This window comes from Ruegeria sp. CDSC081 (assembly GCF_059610485.1).
Genome location: NZ_JBXWNS010000014.1, coordinates 1 through 17,318 on the forward strand (window position 1 = coordinate 1; position 17,318 = coordinate 17,318).

A 17,318-nucleotide genomic window follows, 5' to 3' on the forward strand; every position below is an offset into this window, starting at 1 on the left:
AATTTACCACTCCCCTTGATTAGGCGGCGCAACGACTATGGACTGCGTGTTGAATAACTGGCACTCGTGAACCGGACCTATTGGACGCATCAAATGCCCAAGATTGTTGATCATGAATCCCACAGCCGTGACCTTGCGCAACTTGCGGCTAACCAAGCTGCCGGAAGTAAAGTTACTCAATTTGTCCACCCACTATGCCAAACCGTTCGACGATAACATCCAGCGATTTGCGGCAATGTTGTATGTCTTCGCGAGCGTTCTTTCTGATCGCATTCAGCACCAGCAAACGCCGTGGCGTCGGATACCAACGGTTGAAATCAATGCCAAAGCATTTGTGGGCATCCATGTCTAGGTTTTTGAGGCTCAACAGTAGGTTGTGATACGATTGTGTCATGGTGGCCGCTGTGAATGCGACCTTGCTTTTGCGAAGCAATGCCTCGAGATCAAGGAAATACAGCCCGGATGTCCGCAAGCTTCCGTTAAAATACAAATGAGAAAGCATAAAGCTTGCGTAGGTCGTAAGAATATGTATGGCGTGACGGGTATTGACAGATAGTAAGACGCCGTTCGGCGACAGGCATGGTTTCCAATCTTCCGGGCGTACATTGCGCATCAGGCTGCCCGTGCAATTAACGAAGATACAACCTTGTTCGACTGCAAGACGTTTTCCGCTTCGCATTACCATCTGCGGCCCGGATCCAGCGTCAACGACATCGTCGAGATAGTCCCATATCTTTTCTCGTAAACCCGCTTCAATCCGCTGGTTCTCATCTTCCGCAAGGAGGCCATAGATGTAGTTCATGCTTCTTGGGTCTGGGTTGGTGGCGTAATTCGCGATGAAATGCTTGCGCACAACCTCTTCGTTGTGGCCGTCGAACCGGATGACGCAATCGCGAAACACCTGTGCCGCTAACGCTCCACCGACCCACCTGCGAATTCCAGTCGGAAAAAACTTCGTTCTGTTCAGGTAATAGGTTCCGTTCCCATTGATAAGCGAGACAGGCCGGCCGTTGTTTTCGTTCAATATTTCAAGAACCGTGTCCAATCCCGTTTTACCGCCGCCGACTACGTAGACCGGGGCATTCGGAGAGGTCGAAAGTGTCTCCCTAAGTTCAGATGGCGTGATTGAAAGTACTTGTCTTGACGACAGCGACATGCGCTCGGGCACCTGATAGTAGAACCCGGATGCATGTATGACACGGTTTGCTTCGACGCAGATGATCTCGTGCGGACGCCCCGTCGGATGCACATAAACTTCCGCGCTCCATCGGCCGGATTTCACGACTTCTTTGATGTCTGTCGCAACATGGCCGAAGAGTTGCTCCAGCGTTAGCAGGCGGCCTATTGTCTCTAGGCACCTGGCCAGATGTGCCTGAACTTCATCGCGCGCGGCAAGGTACTGTCTTGGGTTACGCCAGTTCCACCGCATATTTCCAACTGTAAAAAGAGGATGAGGTTGATGCAAACGCACGTAGTCATAAGCCACAGTCCACATACCACCGGGCTTGGCCTTTTCATCGACCAGCAATACCCGCGCGGATTTGGGAAGATAAACCGAAGCGGCATGCAATGCATTGAGTCCCGCAATCCCGGCCCCCACTACGACCAGGTCATAATGTGGTTTCCGGGTTTCGGGTCTGTGGTAGCTCTCATTTTGCTCCTTTTGGTCGAGCACAGCGTGACTCCTTTGTAAAAAGAGACCTGCAACCTACGCTAATTGGCGTGGGCGGAGAACAGGCAGTACAAACAGACCCATTGTGTCCAGGCCAGCAAGCTGCTGACGGACGCCTAGTCTGAATTCATTGCGACAAAGTCAATTTGCAGGCAAAGTTCCGAACACAACAGGTTCGCTTCGGTCCTGTACACTGACTCATCCGATTGGTCGGCTTCTAAACAGTCAGCAAGCACTTGCGTCGCTGCGGGTTGAAAAACACGTTGTCCGCTTCGCTTGCAAAAATCGTAGGCCGTGCGCGCTTCCTTTGTTGCATCAGACAGCCTTCCAGTCCTACGCAATGTATCAGCCAGCAACGCGCGAAACAGTGGAGCAGCCAATGCAACGCCCTTGGTCGCCAAATGCAATGTATCTTTCATCTCCAGGATCGTGCTGCTGCTCGCACCAAAGAGCTTTGACTCGGACCAGATGCGGAGAAACCGACTATGGGCTCCCCAAGCTGTAACGTCATTTGTTTCGCAATACGGAATGGCAACTTCCGCCAGTTCAAGCACTTTTCCGAAATTTCCAAGAAAGCAATGGGCGTAGATTTCTGCCGTGTAAGACCATCCGATTGTTGCCGGATGTCCCAGAGAGTGTGCTGCCGCAAGGTTGTTCGAGAGCAAATTTGTCGTTGCGGTATGATCCCCCTTTAGTGCTAGGCTCACGGCCCGAAATCCTAACGCCGCGATCAAACAATCGGAACCAAATCTCGTCATCATCGCTAGGGCTGACTCTCTCTCGTAGTGTACAGTTAACTGATCAATGTGCTGGTTCATCTCGGGAAAATTCGCGAGAAAGAAGTTGATGTAGGCGAGCATCCTGTGCGCCTGGCAAAGATACCGGTCCTGGTCCTTTTCTGTTGCGAGTTGGAACATGTGCTGCGCCGGTTCCCTTGCCGCGTCGAAATGTGACGAAAAGTGAAACCCGGCGAATATGCCGTAGATAACCTGGCATCGCTGATCCAGATCGTCGATCGTATCGATCAGTGATAACGCATTCCGAAAAGCGTTAACCGTTTTCTCTTCGGCCGGTCCTCTGGCAACATATGACGCCTGACCGAGCCCGAGATGCATTTCGAATGCCAGTCTTCGCAACACCTCGTCGCTTTCGGCGTTGTCCGCAACCAGCTTCAATCCTTTCGAGTACAACGTGACCGCATCCTTTGGAGCGCCGCGGCTGAGCGCGAGCGACGCCGCCTTTCGCCAAAGTGGTGTAGCTTGGTGGACCATGCCGGCTTGCGTCCAATGATAGGCAATTACTTCCGGAGATGTGGGCGGCCTGTTATTGTCGTCCATTGACAACACGCTTGCCACCCGGGCGTGCAACGCGGTCTTTGCCCGGCGAATTTGGCTGCCATATGCAACATCGCGGATCAGGGAGTGTTCGAACACATAATCCTGATTTTCTTCCAGCGTATGCAGCAACCCCGCCTGGACCGCGCTGTTCAAGCCAGAGTTTATCTGCTCTAGCGGAACGTTCAGGACCTCCGAGAGCAGGTTGGGGCCAAACGGCCCCCCCAGTGCGGCCGCGACCTGTAGTAGATGTCTCGTCGGAGCCTCCACAGTATCCAGACGCGCCTGAAGGCTTTCGTGGAGGGTCAGGGGAACGCGTGACACAACATCTCCGGTAACACCCGCCTGATCGGTCTCATGGTCGCTTAGCATGACCTTTGCCAATTCCACCAGGAACAAGGGCATTCCCTCGGACCGTTCGACCAGTGTAGACCGGGCCTTGGCATCCAAACAGTTCTTGCCATCCAGCGAACTGATAATCGCCATGGACACGTCCGGGTTCAGTGGCGCCAACTCGACCGCTTCATGGGCTACCCAAGACGCAAGTTTCTGATGGTCGCGGTCCCGGCACCCCAAAAGAACCATGAGCGGCGCGCCTGCGTCTTCCTCCGCGATCTGCAGCAAGGCATCATTGGTCGCTGAATCAATCCATTGGATATCGTCGGCCACAACCAGAACCGGGCCTTCCTTGACCCGAGCAAAGATCAGCTTGGACAAGGAAGATAGAATGCTGACCATTCTCTTTTTAGGCCCAAGTTTCGTTGGGGTTTTTGCGACACCGGCAAGCAAGTCTTCGATCGCCTGACGCTCGTCACTGTCAAGCGTGGCCCCAGTCACAGCATTTAGCCTCGCAAGCGTGCTGCCCGATTCGTTGTCGGACTCCGTTTGTATCTGGTGCAACAGCAATTCTCGAATAGGATGCAACGGGCTATGTGCATAAATTGGCGACCCGCGGAGCAGCAAAACGCTGGCAGCTTCGTGTCCGACTTCTTCCAAAAACAGATTTATGAGGAAGCTCTTGCCAATGCCTGGCTCACCCTTGACCAGCACGACCTGTTTTACACCCGCCTGAACCTTTTTCCATTTGGCCCTCAGCTCGCCCAGTTCCCTCTCGCGCCCTGTTGCGACGGAATCGTTGCTTTTTTGTTCCAAGGCGGGGAGCGCGGTGGACAATTCGGTTCCCTCGACTGTCCAAAAGGGGACATCCACACCAAAGCCCTTGAGGGACACATGTCGTGGGCCGCTCAGCGGAACCATGTCGGCAACAAGGCCATGTGTGCTCTCCGATATTCCGACGGCACCGATATCGACGGCGCTTTGAATTCGGGCGGCTAGAAAAACCGCGGATCCTGTGATCGTCATTTGCAGCTCGCCGTCGCTACCCCTGCTGGGCTTAATGACCGCCTCACCAGAGGCGACCCCTATGCGCGTTTGCAGCCTCGATCTCAGTTTCTGGTCAAACCGTTGCACCTTGCGACTAATTTCAACGGCAGCGGATACCGCACGAAGCGCAAAGGCATCAAGCGCATCTGCGTAACCAAACACTGCGACCACGCCATCGCCGGCAAACTGATAAATCGATCCGCCGAAGTCTTCGACGACCTCCTGACAGAGCTGATAATACGCGTCCATCAACTCGAACAGATCGTCGGTGCCGAGTTCAGAGGCCAGGGCGGTCGAGTCAACTAGGTCGCAGAAAATCGCCGTGAGCAAGCGCCGCTCGCCACTTTCCTCTTTTAAATCAAGTTGATCTCGCTTCATCGGTCATCTTTCCACACGACAATCACCGGCAAAACACAGGCAAACCGACTAAGGTCGAGTATCGCCGCTTGGTCAAAGCAGTCAACTCTGGCACACTTTCTGCAGGTATCATGTCGATTGGGGGCCTGCCGCCATGATGTATTTAACGAAGTTATTCACGAAGTTATTTAAGAGGTTTCCGACCTTCTTCTATTTTTTGTTTCAATCCGGTCTGATATCTCGGCTCTTCTCCCGGGCATTCATTAACTTTATTGCAAACTCGATGCCGCCACGCCCGCGACCACTATCGCTCGCCTCACCTTACACGTCCTGGCGCTCTTTGACCGACAAGAGCTTTACCGGACGCCACCTGCCACCAGAAAAGTACCAAGACCTGCCGGATGTGGATTCGGTCGCGCAATTGTGGCGACGGGGCGAGCGGGAAATACCATCCATCAAGTCCAGCATGCTGTTTTCTTTTTACGCCCAATGGCTGACAGACAGCTTTCTGAGAACGGATCTCGGGTGCACGAAACGGAACCATTCAAACCATGAGTTGGATCTTTGCCAGATCTACGGGCTGGGTCCCGATCAAACGAAGGCCTTACGAGAAAAGAAGGACGGACTCCTGAAATCCCAAAGACTTCAGAAACAGGGAGATGAGGAATTTCTTCCCTACCTTTTTGATCAAGACAAAATCGGAATCGATCCGAAGAAATTTGCCGCGCAGCCGCAGGCGTTCGTTCATAAAGACTTTGCAAAATTACACGATCTCAAACGTCTCAAAGCTGTTTTCGGGAACTCGAACCCTGAGAATCTGAGGTACTATTTCGCCACCGGTCTGGAGCACGGAAACTCTTCTCTCGGCCAGACACTTCTTAACACGATCTGGATGCGCGAGCATAACCGTATTGCCCGCATGCTGCGCGACAGCACGGCTTTGACCGATGACGACGAAATCTTTGAGAGAGCGCGAAACATCAACATCGTCCAGTACCTGCGGATAATCATACGCGACTACATTCGGCATATTTCCCCGATAGATGTGGCGTTGGATATCGTGCCAGGCATGGCTGAGCGGAAGAAATGGTATCGGGAAAACTGGATCGCGATCGAGTTCAATCTTTTGTACCGCTGGCACTCGATGGTCCCGGATGAGTTTCAGATTGGAGACCAAAGTTTTGACCAGATGGAACTCAAGGCCCCCGATCTGCTCAAAAAGTTCGGGATTGAAAAGCTGATCACGGCCGCGACGCAGCAAAAGGCCGGGCGGATAGGGTTGCAAAACACGCATAAGATGTTCTTTCAACCCTTCAAAGTTGGCGACACAACACATGACAGTGTCATGGTTCGGTCCGTAAAAATGGGCCGGGATGCGGAAATCGGAAGATATGTCGACTACCGAAAAGCCTTCGGCTTGAAACCCCTTAAGGGGTTCGCCGATCTGACCGGAGATTCTGGGCCGGACGAACAGAGACTGCGCAGGAAGCTAGATGAACTCTATTCGGGGAAAGACGACCTGAGAGAGCTTGAATGGCACGTCGGCGTGTTCGCCGAAAAGGCTCAAGAAGGTCGTCCTTTCGGCGATCTGATGTCACGAATGGTCGGTTACGATGCCTTCACGCTTGCGCTCACGAACCCGCTTCTGTCCCAGCAGGTATACACTGACGACACCTTCACTCAGCAGGGGCGGCAATATCTTGAAAACACGGACACACTGGGCCAGGTCATTCGGCGAAACGTCACGAGACCCAATTCCGTGTGCGCGTCCTTTACAACGCCCCGCGCTGTTCCGGGTTCTTATGGCCTCCCGGGCCTTGGCGTCGTTGTTGATACGCTTGACTTCCTATTCATTTCGGGGTGGCGCAGATTTTTCGAGAAGCGGAAGAAATATTACAATAGCTCGGTGTTCAAATCAGGGTTTTTGATACGGTCAATTGTTGTTCTGGACAAATTGGGAATGGAACCGTTTCTGAATTGGAATGATGGACGGCTGAAAAAGACCTTTGGATTTGGTTGGGCCGCACCGCCGGCTCGACTCATCGGCAACACAATCCCAAGCATATTTACCGATGGTCCGGCGCACGACGCATTCAAGCGCCTATACAGTGCGATACTGACCCAAAATGCGCCGACGTTGAAATCAACGTTCGAAAACGTCGTCTATGACCACGCCTCCGGATGGGAGACCACATCGGGGCAGCCGATGCGGAGCGCGATTGAAGATTTTGCGGCGGATTTTGTCTTCCGTTGGTATCTGGGAGACGGCCCGGATACTGCGGATGTCAAAAAGGTCTACCTGAAGATATTCAAGTACAAACCGTTGATCTCGCTCATCAATTCTCTTGGGCTTTATGGCGGGAAAGCAGAGTACAAAGGGCTCACAAACTTCGTGCGTTCGTCTGACAGGTTCAAAAACTATTGCGAATTGGCCAAGGAAAATATGAACCTCGACGACCCCGAGGAAATCTTGCACCAACTGCTCTTCGTTCTTGGGGTCAACAATTTTCTGGGTCTGCAAAACATCGCCAAGTCAATCTGGGCTGAGTTATCCAACAATGAATACGTCGCGAACGATATCAAGAAAGAGCTGATCGAAGCAGGAGCCAGCCGATTGCGTGAGACCAAATTCGCCGCTCTGAGTTCCTCGAAGAAGCTGGACAACTTCCTGCTTGAAGTGCTTCGCAAACATCCTCCGGTCTTCTTTATTTTTGGAACCGCCACGCAGAACTTCTGTTTGAAAACCTCGACCGGAGTCTACCGGATTGCCAAGGGCGACAAGCTGACCGGGGTCATCCCGATGGTTCAAATGGATCCGGATGTCTACGACAATCCGGACGATTTTAGACCGGATCGCTTTGAACGGGGCGCATGCCCAGGCAATCTGGTCTGGCCCCACGCCTCTCATACCGCCGCTGTCAAGAGTGACGACCATGGTTGCCCAGGACGTGACTACGCGTTCGATTTCGGCAGGCTCTTCTGCAGCTTCCTGTTGCTCGATTGCGATTGGCATATGGAAAAGCAGATCTGGAGCGACAGGGAACTAAACTTAAATGTCGCCGCGCCGAAGGGCGACATGGTTGTCAATCATTTCCACCTGTTGTGAAGCGGTTTGGTTGAGCGGCCAATTCAGAACCGCTATCCAACAGTGGGTTTGGTCGGGCCTTTCTGGTGGCATTTCGAGGCCAGCAGAGGCAAGGCACGAGCGGCCAAACAAAGTACTTGATTCTCGGAGCCAGAGCATTCGAGGCACAGGAAGTTAAAATTCACCGCGGCTAAGCCTATCATTCCTTTTGCAATGAAAATGGCAATAAGCCGCAGGTCCACACGACGACGAGCTGCAAAAAAAATCGGCAATCCGCATGCGACCAGCCTTTTTCGTTCCTCAGCAAAATGAGTTTCTGCAAGAGCGCTTTGTAAGCTTCTGCATGTACAGAATGCGCGTCGCTGACCTTGATGGCTGGTGCAGAGTTGGGATGGAGCAACTTCCCGCTTGAATGGCCGCTTTGATCTTTCTTACGGGATGCTCTCGCGGATGCAGCGAACTTCGGCTTTCGTCCCTTCAAGTCGGAAAGCTGGAAGAACACCATACGCTCAAAGGTGGGCTATAAGGTGGATAGAAATACAGATACCCGCCTTAAGCGATTGAAAAATATTATAATATTATGGATATTTGGTGCCCAGGAGAGGACTCGAACCTCCACGTCCATACGGACACTAGCACCTGAAGCTAGCGCGTCTACCAATTCCGCCACCTGGGCAGGTGTCGTGGAGGGGCGTTTAAGCCTACTGGCGGAAGGCGTCAACCGGATTCGGAAAGTTTTTTGAAAGTTTTTTGACCACTGCTTTCAACCGTCTTTGCCGCGTTGCTTTTTCGTGGCTGCGCGGCGTTATTGCGCCTTGTTTGAAAGGGCATTGGGCGGTAGATCGGATCAGGACCCAATAGCAGGAGCCCTCAAATGTCCAAACTGGTCACGATTTATGGCGGATCCGGATTTGTCGGCCGATATATTGCGCGACGTCTGGCGAATGATGGCTGGCGCGTTCGGGTTGCGGTGCGCCGTCCGAACGAAGCGATGTTTGTTAGACCCTATGGTGCGGTGGGGCAGGTCGAACCTGTCCTGTGTAACATCCGCGATGACGCTTCGGTTGCTTTGGCGATGCGGGGGGCTGATGCGGTGGTGAACTGTGTTGGTGTGTTGAACGAGATTGGCCGGAATGAATTCGATACCGTTCAAACCGAAGGGGCTGAACGCGTTGCGCGTCTAGCAGCCGCTGAAGGTGTAACCCGTATGGTCCATATCTCGGCCATTGGTGCTGATGCCGAGGCGGGGAGCGAATACTCTCGTACCAAAGCGCAGGGCGAGGCCGGTGTTCTGGCGCATATGCCGGGTGCAATGATCCTGCGCCCTTCGGTGATTTTCGGAACCGAGGATCAGTTCTTCAACCGTTTCGCTGCGATGACCCGGATGGGGCCATTTCTGCCGCTGGTCGGGGCCCAGACGCAATTTCAGCCGGTCTATGTGGATGATGTCGCTAAGGCTGCGGTGCAGGGCGTGCTGGGGCAGGCCAGCGGGGGTGTCTACGAATTGGGCGGACCCGAAGTGAAAACCTTCCGTGCGTTGATGCTGCAGATGCTGGATGTGATCAACCGCCACCGGATTATCCTTGGGATTCCCTTTTGGGTGGCCCGGATCATGGCGGGAATGCTGGACATAATGAAATTTGCGAGCTTTCAGTTGTTTCCGAACAATATCTTGACGCGTGATCAACTCAAGAATCTGCGTCACGACAATGTTGCCTCAGATAGCGCGCTTGGCTTTGCCGATCTGGGGATCGAGCCGGCGACGCTGGAATCGGTCCTGCCGGATTATCTGTGGAAGTTCCGCCCCTCGGGTCAGTATGATGACATACAGAACTCGGCCAGCAATATGCGGACCTGATCAGCTGTAGGCGATGACCAGTAGGATTGCGCCCACTACTACGCGGTAGATCACGTATGGCGTAAAGCTGACGCTGCGCAACAGGCGCATCATCAGCGACAAGGCAAGCAGCGCGGACAGAAACGCAAAGAACGCAGCAACAGCACTGTCGAACGCCAGTTGGGCATTTGCCTGGCGGATGACCTCTGTGGACAGCAGCGCTCCGGATGCCAGAATCGTGGGTATGGACATCAACATCGCGATGCGTGCACCGTCTTCGCGGCTGTATCCAAGCTGGCGCGCCCCGGTGATCGTGATCCCGGACCGGGATGTTCCGGGGATCAGCGCCAGGACTTGCCACAGGCCCATGATCATCGCATCGCGCAGGCCCCAGTCAGAGGTTTCTTTGCTTTGCGGCCCTTTCTGGTCCATCCAGTAGAGCAATATGCCGAACCCCAGCATCGTCCAGCCGATGACCGTCATTGAGCGCAGAGACTGGCTGAGCCCGGTTTTGAACAGGATCGCTCCGACAATGACGGTTGGGATCGTGGCCAGAATCAGCCCCAGGGCCAATCGGGCTTGTGGTGTATCGGTGCGCCCCAAAAGAGCCTGCGGCAGTCCGGAAATCGCCATTTTCACATCAGACCAGAAATACAGAATTACGGCGCCCAGAGTGCCCACATGCACAGCGACATCGATGGCCAACCCCTGATCGTCCATACCGGTCAGGCTGGGTAAAAGTATCAGATGACCCGAAGATGAGATCGGCAGAAATTCGGTAATTCCCTGAATGACTGCTGCAAGAATCAACTGAAAAAGACTCATTTACCTGCCCGTGCTGCCGTCACGTGTTCTTTGTGATCCCTGCGTATAAGCGCGGTAAGGAAAAGAAAAGGATGCAAATAGGTCCGAAACGGAACTAAAATCCTGTATTTCTCACTGGCCATCGGTGGAATCCCGCAAAGTTTTTGAAAAAAGGTCAGCACACTTGACTTTTAATCTCCCTACGCATCTTTTAAAGAGGCGCGACCAAGCCAATTCATGGAGTCTGACCCGTGGCCAAGCAACCGATGCTGAAATTTGTGCAGATCGACCGAGTAATGCCGGAAAAACGGGCCGCCGATGCCCGCACGGAAGACTTTGACGAAATCTATGCCGAATTCGCTGCTGCCAAAGCTGAAGAACAGGCCAGCCGCTGCAGCCAATGCGGTGTGCCTTATTGTCAGTCGCATTGCCCGCTGCACAACAACATTCCCGACTGGCTGAACCTGACCGCAACGGGCCGTCTGGAGGAGGCCTATCACACCAGTCAGGCCACCAACACCTTCCCCGAGATTTGTGGGCGCATCTGCCCACAGGACCGCCTGTGTGAAGGGAATTGCGTGATCGAACAATCCGGGCACGGCACTGTTACCATTGGCTCGATCGAGAAATATATCACCGACACAGCCTGGGAAAAGGGGTGGGTCAAGCCGGTCGTACCGGGTGCTGAGCGCCGCGAAAGCGTCGGCATCATCGGCGGCGGCCCTGGTGGACTGGCAGCGGCGGACATGCTGCGCCGTGCGGGTATTCAGGTCTCCGTGTATGATCGCCATGACCGGGCAGGCGGACTGCTGATGTATGGAATTCCGGGTTTTAAGCTGGAAAAAGACGTTGTTCAGCGCCGCAATGACCTGTTGGTTGATGGCGGGGTTGAGTTTGTTCTGAATTGCGACGTGGACGCCGCCAAATTCGCGGAAATCCGTTCCAAACATGATGCGATTATCATCGCAACCGGCGTTTACAAGTCGCGCGACCTGTCCATGCCTGGGAGCGGTTTGACGGGTATTGAAAAGGCCATCGACTTCCTGACAGCCTCGAACCGCAAAAGCTTTGGCGATGAGGTCGAAGATTTCGACAATGGCCGTTTGAATGCCGAAGGCAAAAAAGTTGTCGTGATCGGTGGCGGTGATACCGCGATGGATTGCGTGCGGACTTCGATCCGTCAGGGTGCGACCTCGGTCAAATGCCTGTATCGCCGCGACCGCGCGAACATGCCCGGATCGCAGCGCGAAACGCAGAATGCCGAGGAAGAAGGCGTCGTATTCGAATGGCTAAGCGCACCAAAGGGCTTTACCGGCGATGATCAGGTTTCCGGCGTTATGGTCCAGAAGATGCGTCTGGGTCAGCCCGATGCCACTGGTCGTCAGGCCCCCGAGTTGATCGAAGGCGCGGATTATGTCGAAGACGCTGATCTGGTGATCAAGGCGCTGGGGTTCGAGCCCGAAGACCTGCCCACCCTGTTTGGCCAGCCTGACCTGCCCGTGACCCGCTGGGGCACTGTAAAAGCAGCATTCGAGACCGGCGAGACCGAGATGGACGGGGTCTATGCCATCGGTGACATCGTGCGCGGTGCCTCGCTGGTGGTCTGGGCGATCCGCGATGGGCGCGACTGCGCCGACGCGATCCTTGACCGTTTCAACAACACGGCTGCGGTTGCAGCCGAATAAGCCCCGCGACAGGAGGGACAGAGATGCCCGAATTGCAAGGCCAATGTATGTGCGGCGCGGTCACAGTGACTGCCACCCCGGCGAAAGAGTCGTTGGGCGCGTGCCATTGCGACCAGTGTCGCCGCTGGACTAGCTCGATGCTGATAACGTTTCCCGCGCAAGAGGGGTATGCGGCCCTTGGGCCGGTTAAGACCTTTACGTCCTCGGACTGGGCGGAACGTGCATTTTGCGCCGATTGCGGATCGGCCCTGTGGTACCGGATTACGCTGCCGGGTGAAATGCAAGGGCATACCCAAATGGCAGCAGGCCTGTTCGACGACACGGACAATCCGCTGCAACTGGAACTTTATATCGACAAAAAGCCTGACGGGTACGCGTTCGCAGGCGAGCGTCGGCAGATGACCAAAGCTGAGGTCGAAGCCATGTACGGCCTGCCGGAAGAAGGAGACAGCCAATGACCAAATATGATGCCGATTGGGTACGGGCCGAAGAAGCCAAACGTCAGTTCATGGCCGAAAACGGTCTCTATTCCGAGAAAGAAGAGCATTCGTCCTGCGGTGTGGGTCTTGTGGTCTCAGTTGATGGCAAGCCGTCACGCAAGGTTGTGGATGCTGGCATCGCCGCGCTCAAGGCGATCTGGCACCGCGGCGCGGTAGATGCGGATGGCAAGACCGGCGACGGCGCGGGTATCCATGTGCAGATCCCGGTTCCTTTCTTCTATGACCAGATCCGTCGCACCGGGCACGAGCCCAAATTGGATCAGCTGATCGCGGTTGGTCAGGTCTTTCTGCCCCGCACCGATTTCGGTGCGCAGGAACAGTGCCGGACCATCGTGGAATCCGAAGTGCTGCGCATGGGTTATTATATCTATGGCTGGCGCCACGTTCCGGTTGATGTCACCTGCCTCGGCGAAAAGGCCAACGCGACCCGGCCCGAGATTGAGCAAATCCTGATCTCGAATTCCAAAGGCGTGGACGAAGAGACATTCGAGCGTGAGCTTTATGTCATCCGTCGCCGCATTGAAAAGGCTGCCGCAGCGGCCGGGATTTCCGGGCTGTATCTGGCTTCGCTGTCGTGTCGTTCGATCATCTACAAAGGCATGATGCTGGCCGAGCAGGTCGCGGTTTTCTACCCCGATCTGATGGATGAACGGTTCGAATCCGCCTTCGCCATCTATCACCAGCGCTATTCGACCAACACCTTCCCGCAATGGTGGCTCGCCCAGCCCTTCCGCATGTTGGCCCATAACGGTGAGATCAACACCCTCAGGGGCAACGTCAACTGGATGAAAAGCCATGAAATCCGCATGGCCAGCGGCACCTTTGGCGATTACGCCGAGGATATCAAACCGATCATCGCTGGTGGATCGTCGGATTCTGCCGCATTAGACTCTGTATTCGAAGTTCTTGTACGCGCAGGCCGCTCGGCCCCGATGGCGAAAACCATGCTGGTGCCCGAAAGCTGGTCCAAGCAGGCGGTGGAATTGCCGCAGGCCTGGCGCGACATGTATTCTTACTGCAACTCGGTGATGGAACCCTGGGATGGCCCTGCCGCGTTGGCCATGACCGATGGCCGCTGGGTCTGTGCCGGTCTTGACCGGAATGGATTGCGTCCGATGCGTTATGTGGTCACTGGAGATGGTCTTGTAATTGCAGGCTCCGAGGCCGGGATGGTCCCGATTGATGAGGCCAGCGTGACCGAAAAAGGCGCGTTGGGCCCGGGCCAAATGCTGGCCGTGGATATGAAAAAGGGCAAGCTGTATCGCGATACGCAGATCAAGAACAAGCTGGCCCGCGCACTGCCATTCGGCGATTGGGTCGGCAAGATCAACGATTTGGACGAGTCTCTGGCTGGAATCACCGAAGCGCCGATCTATGCGGGCGAGGAGCTGCGTAAGCGTCAGATCGCCGCCGGATATTCGATCGAGGAACTAGAGCAGATTCTGGCGCCAATGGCCGAAGATGGCAAAGAGGCACTGGCTTCAATGGGCGATGACACGCCATCGGCTGTTCTGTCGAAACAGTACCGTCCGCTCAGCCATTTCTTCCGCCAGAACTTCAGCCAGGTGACCAACCCTCCCATCGACTCGTTGCGCGAATATCGTGTGATGTCGCTGAAAACCCGGTTCGGAAACCTGAAAAACGTGCTGGATGAAGACAGCAGCCAAACCGAAATTATCGTGCTGGAAAGCCCGTTTGTGGGCAATGCCCAATGGGAAGCACTGGCTGAAAACTTCAATGCTCCATTGGCAGAAATCGACTGTAGCTTTGAAGCCGGACAAGGGGCGCTGGGCGCAGCTTTGGCCCGTATTAGAGCCGAAGCCGAAGAGGCCGTGCGCTCGGGCGCGGGGCATTTGGTGTTGTCCGACATGAATTCAGGTCAGGGTCGCGTGGCGATGCCAATGATCCTGGCAACAAGCGCGGTGCATTCGCATCTGACCCGCAAGGGTCTGCGCACATTCTGCTCGCTGAACGTGCGGTCGGCGGAATGCGTTGATCCGCATTACTTCGCCGTTCTGATCGGGTGCGGGGCCACTGTGGTCAACGCCTATCTGGCCGAAGATTCTCTGGCCGATCGTATTGATCGCGGGTTGCTGGATGGCAGCCTGACCGAAAATGTCGCGCGGTACCGCGAGGCGATTGACCAGGGCTTGCTGAAAATCATGGCCAAGATGGGGATTTCGGTGATCTCGTCCTATCGTGGCGGATTGAACTTTGAGGCCGTGGGCCTCAGCCGTGCCATGGTCGCCGAATTTTTTCCCGGTATGACCAGCCGGATTTCCGGCATCGGTGTTACCGGCATTCAATCCAAGGCCGAAGAGATCCATGCCAAGGGCTGGGAAAGCGGTCTGGATGTTCTGCCGATCGGTGGTTTCTATAAGGCGCGTAAATCAGGCGAGACCCATGCGTGGGAAGCGACCTCGATGCACATGCTGCAGATGGCCTGCAACAAAGCGTCTTACGAGCTGTGGAAGCAGTATTCGGCCAAGATGCAATCGAACCCGCCGATCCATCTGCGCGACCTGATGGATTTCAAACCGCTGAGCAAGCCGATCCCGATTGAAGAGGTGGAATCTATCACCTCGATCCGCAAACGGTTCGTGACGCCGGGCATGTCGCTGGGGGCGCTGTCGCCCGAGGCGCACAAGACGCTGAACGTTGCGATGAACCGGATCGGGGCGAAATCCGACAGCGGCGAGGGCGGCGAAGATCCGGCGCATTTCGTGCCGGAACCCAATGGTGACAACCCCTCGGCCAAGATCAAACAGGTGGCTTCGGGCCGGTTCGGTGTAACCGCCGAATACCTGAACCAGTGCGAAGAGCTGGAAATCAAGGTTGCCCAGGGTGCCAAACCCGGTGAGGGCGGGCAGTTGCCTGGCATGAAGGTCACCGACCTGATTGCGCGCCTGCGCCATTCGACCAAGGGTGTAACACTGATCTCACCGCCGCCGCACCACGATATCTATTCGATCGAGGATCTGGCGCAGTTGATCTATGATCTGAAACAGATCAACCCGCGCTGTAAGGTGACGGTCAAGCTGGTGGCGTCCTCGGGTGTTGGCACGATTGCTGCAGGTGTAGCCAAGGCAAAAGCGGACATTATCCTTATTTCGGGTCACAATGGCGGCACCGGCGCGTCGCCTGCGACATCCATCAAATATGCTGGTCTGCCGTGGGAGATGGGCCTGACCGAGGCGCATCAGGTTCTGGCGATGAACAACCTGCGGGATCGCGTGACCCTGCGAACCGATGGCGGCTTGCGTACCGGTCGTGACATCGTCATGGCCGCGATGATGGGGGCCGAGGAATACGGTATAGGCACTGCCGCCCTTATCGCGATGGGCTGTATCATGGTGCGTCAGTGCCAGTCCAACACTTGCCCAGTTGGCGTGTGTACTCAGGACGAAAGCCTGCGCGCCAAATTCACCGGTAACGCGGATAAGGTCGTCAACCTGATCACCTTCTACGCGCAAGAAGTGCGCGAGCTGCTGGCCAACCTCGGTGCGCGGTCGATTGACGACATCATCGGTCGGGCCGATCTGCTGGCGCAGGTCAGCCGCGGTTCGGCGCATCTGGATGATCTGGACCTCAACCCGCTGCTGATCACCGTCGATGGTGCCCATAACATCGTCTATAATCGCGACAGAGACCGGAACGCGGTGCCCGATACGCTGGACGCAGAAATCGTGCGCGATGCGGCCCGGTTCCTGAAAGACGGCGAGAAAATGCAGCTGTCTTACGCAGTGCAAAACACGCACCGAACCGTTGGGACGCGGGTTTCCAGCCATATCGTGCAAAATTTCGGGATGCGGAACACGTTCCAGTCGGATCACCTGCACGTGAAGCTGCAGGGCTCTGCCGGTCAGTCGCTGGGAGCGTTTGCAGCGCCGGGACTCAAGCTTGAAGTTTCGGGTGATGCCAATGACTATGTCGGAAAGGGCTTGTCTGGTGGTATGATTGTTGTGCGTCCACCGCAGGTCAGCCCGCTGAAGGCGGATGACAACACCATCATTGGCAACACGGTTCTGTATGGGGCCACGGACGGGTATCTGTTTGCAGCAGGCCGCGCCGGGGAACGGTTCGCTGTGCGCAATTCAGGCGCCAAGGTGGTGATCGAAGGCTGCGGCTCGAACGGGTGCGAATACATGACCGGCGGGGTCGCCGTGATCCTGGGCAGTATCGGCGCCAATTTCGGAGCGGGCATGACAGGCGGCATGGCTTACCTGTACGACCCCGACGGCAAGGCGCAGGCGCTGATGAATATGGAAACGCTGGTGACATGCCCCGTGACCATTGGCCATTGGGAAGATCAGCTGAAATCGCTGATCGAAACCCATCAGGCCGAAACCATTAGCCGCAAGGCTGCGGATATCCTGCAGCACTGGGAGGTCGAGAAGGCGAACTTTATCCAGGTCTGCCCGAAAGAGATGCTGAACAAGCTTAGCCATCCGTTGGCGGTCGAGGCAACAGCGGTTCCTGCAGAGTAATCTGAGGACTAATGAAAATGGCAACCCCGCGTGTCTTTTAAACCACGTGGGGTTTTCTTTTATTGGTCCTAGGTGGTCGTTTGCTTGTCGAAACGGGCCCAATAAGCCTAGATTTCGTCACTTTTTGTTCGGAAGTTGCGGTTAGGCTGCTTTGCAGTCGTGCGAACGCGTAGG

At 55.3% G+C, this 17,318-nt stretch carries 9 protein-coding genes and 1 tRNA gene; 5 read left to right on the forward strand and 5 right to left on the reverse strand.

Translation table 11 applies throughout. The features are described 5' to 3' along the window. Nucleotides 1-172 precede the first annotated feature (172 nt). Complete coding sequence (locus AC2FH9_RS19420) at nucleotides 173-1,675, reverse strand: NAD(P)/FAD-dependent oxidoreductase (RefSeq protein WP_496751077.1); 1,503 nt, start codon at nucleotides 1,673-1,675, stop codon at nucleotides 173-175. Between the two features lie 113 nt (nucleotides 1,676-1,788). After that, nucleotides 1,789-4,767: an ATP-binding protein gene (locus tag AC2FH9_RS19425; RefSeq protein ID WP_496751079.1), complete on the reverse strand. Its 2,979-nt coding sequence runs from the start codon at nucleotides 4,765-4,767 to the stop codon at nucleotides 1,789-1,791. 133 nt (nucleotides 4,768-4,900) lie between these two features. Between AC2FH9_RS19425 and AC2FH9_RS19430 the strand changes: the two genes are divergently transcribed. Then, the gene (locus AC2FH9_RS19430) at nucleotides 4,901-7,852 is read left to right on the forward strand and encodes a cytochrome P450 (RefSeq protein WP_496872658.1); all 2,952 of its coding nucleotides are present in this window, start codon (nucleotides 4,901-4,903) and stop codon (nucleotides 7,850-7,852) included. Nucleotides 7,853-8,030: 178 nt separating this feature from the next. On the opposite strand, the gene AC2FH9_RS19435 is transcribed toward AC2FH9_RS19430, so the two are convergent. Together AC2FH9_RS19435 and AC2FH9_RS19440 are read right to left on the reverse strand one after the other, a co-directional pair. Beyond that, nucleotides 8,031-8,336, reverse strand: coding sequence for a hypothetical protein (locus AC2FH9_RS19435; protein ID WP_496872660.1), 306 nt, complete (start codon nucleotides 8,334-8,336; stop codon nucleotides 8,031-8,033). 84 nt (nucleotides 8,337-8,420) lie between these two features. After that, nucleotides 8,421-8,507 (reverse strand) — tRNA-Leu (locus tag AC2FH9_RS19440). 198 nt (nucleotides 8,508-8,705) lie between these two features. Here AC2FH9_RS19440 and AC2FH9_RS19445 point away from each other — a divergent pair. After that, a complete protein-coding gene (locus tag AC2FH9_RS19445; protein WP_496751082.1) occupies nucleotides 8,706-9,689 on the forward strand; it encodes a complex I NDUFA9 subunit family protein in 984 nt (327 codons plus the stop codon). Here the strand turns inward: AC2FH9_RS19445 and AC2FH9_RS19450 are convergent, their stop codons facing one another. Beyond that, on the reverse strand, nucleotides 9,690-10,493 hold the full coding sequence (locus AC2FH9_RS19450) for an undecaprenyl-diphosphate phosphatase (protein ID WP_142640289.1): 804 nt from the start codon (nucleotides 10,491-10,493) through the stop codon (nucleotides 9,690-9,692). Nucleotides 10,494-10,723: 230 nt separating this feature from the next. On the opposite strand from AC2FH9_RS19450, the gene AC2FH9_RS19455 reads away from it, so the two are divergent. From AC2FH9_RS19455 to gltB, 3 genes are read left to right on the forward strand one after another with little or no spacing between them, the layout of a single operon-like run. After that, complete coding sequence (locus tag AC2FH9_RS19455; protein ID WP_496699305.1) at nucleotides 10,724-12,157, forward strand: NAD(P)-dependent oxidoreductase; 1,434 nt, start codon at nucleotides 10,724-10,726, stop codon at nucleotides 12,155-12,157. A gap of 23 nt (nucleotides 12,158-12,180) precedes the next feature. Next, nucleotides 12,181-12,615, forward strand: a complete 435-nt coding sequence (locus tag AC2FH9_RS19460) for a GFA family protein (protein ID WP_496699303.1) — start codon at nucleotides 12,181-12,183, stop codon at nucleotides 12,613-12,615. Then, nucleotides 12,612-17,144: a glutamate synthase large subunit gene (gltB, locus tag AC2FH9_RS19465; RefSeq protein ID WP_496872661.1), complete on the forward strand. Its 4,533-nt coding sequence runs from the start codon at nucleotides 12,612-12,614 to the stop codon at nucleotides 17,142-17,144. The genes AC2FH9_RS19460 and gltB overlap by 4 nt, the downstream gene beginning before the upstream one ends. Nucleotides 17,145-17,318: the final 174 nt, after the last annotated feature.

Bases quoted from the DNA above. Each gene is read 5' to 3' on its own strand.
- AC2FH9_RS19430 (WP_496872658.1), top strand. From the start codon at position 4,901: ATGATGTATTTAACGAAGTTATTCACGAAGTTATTTAAGAGGTTTCCG.
- AC2FH9_RS19425 (WP_496751079.1), bottom strand. From the start codon at position 4,767: ATGAAGCGAGATCAACTTGATTTAAAAGAGGAAAGTGGCGAGCGGCGC.
- AC2FH9_RS19445 (WP_496751082.1), top strand. From the start codon at position 8,706: ATGTCCAAACTGGTCACGATTTATGGCGGATCCGGATTTGTCGGCCGA.
- AC2FH9_RS19460 (WP_496699303.1), top strand. From the start codon at position 12,181: ATGCCCGAATTGCAAGGCCAATGTATGTGCGGCGCGGTCACAGTGACT.
- gltB (WP_496872661.1), top strand. From the start codon at position 12,612: ATGACCAAATATGATGCCGATTGGGTACGGGCCGAAGAAGCCAAACGT.
- AC2FH9_RS19435 (WP_496872660.1), bottom strand. From the start codon at position 8,336: ATGGTGTTCTTCCAGCTTTCCGACTTGAAGGGACGAAAGCCGAAGTTC.
- AC2FH9_RS19450 (WP_142640289.1), bottom strand. From the start codon at position 10,493: ATGAGTCTTTTTCAGTTGATTCTTGCAGCAGTCATTCAGGGAATTACC.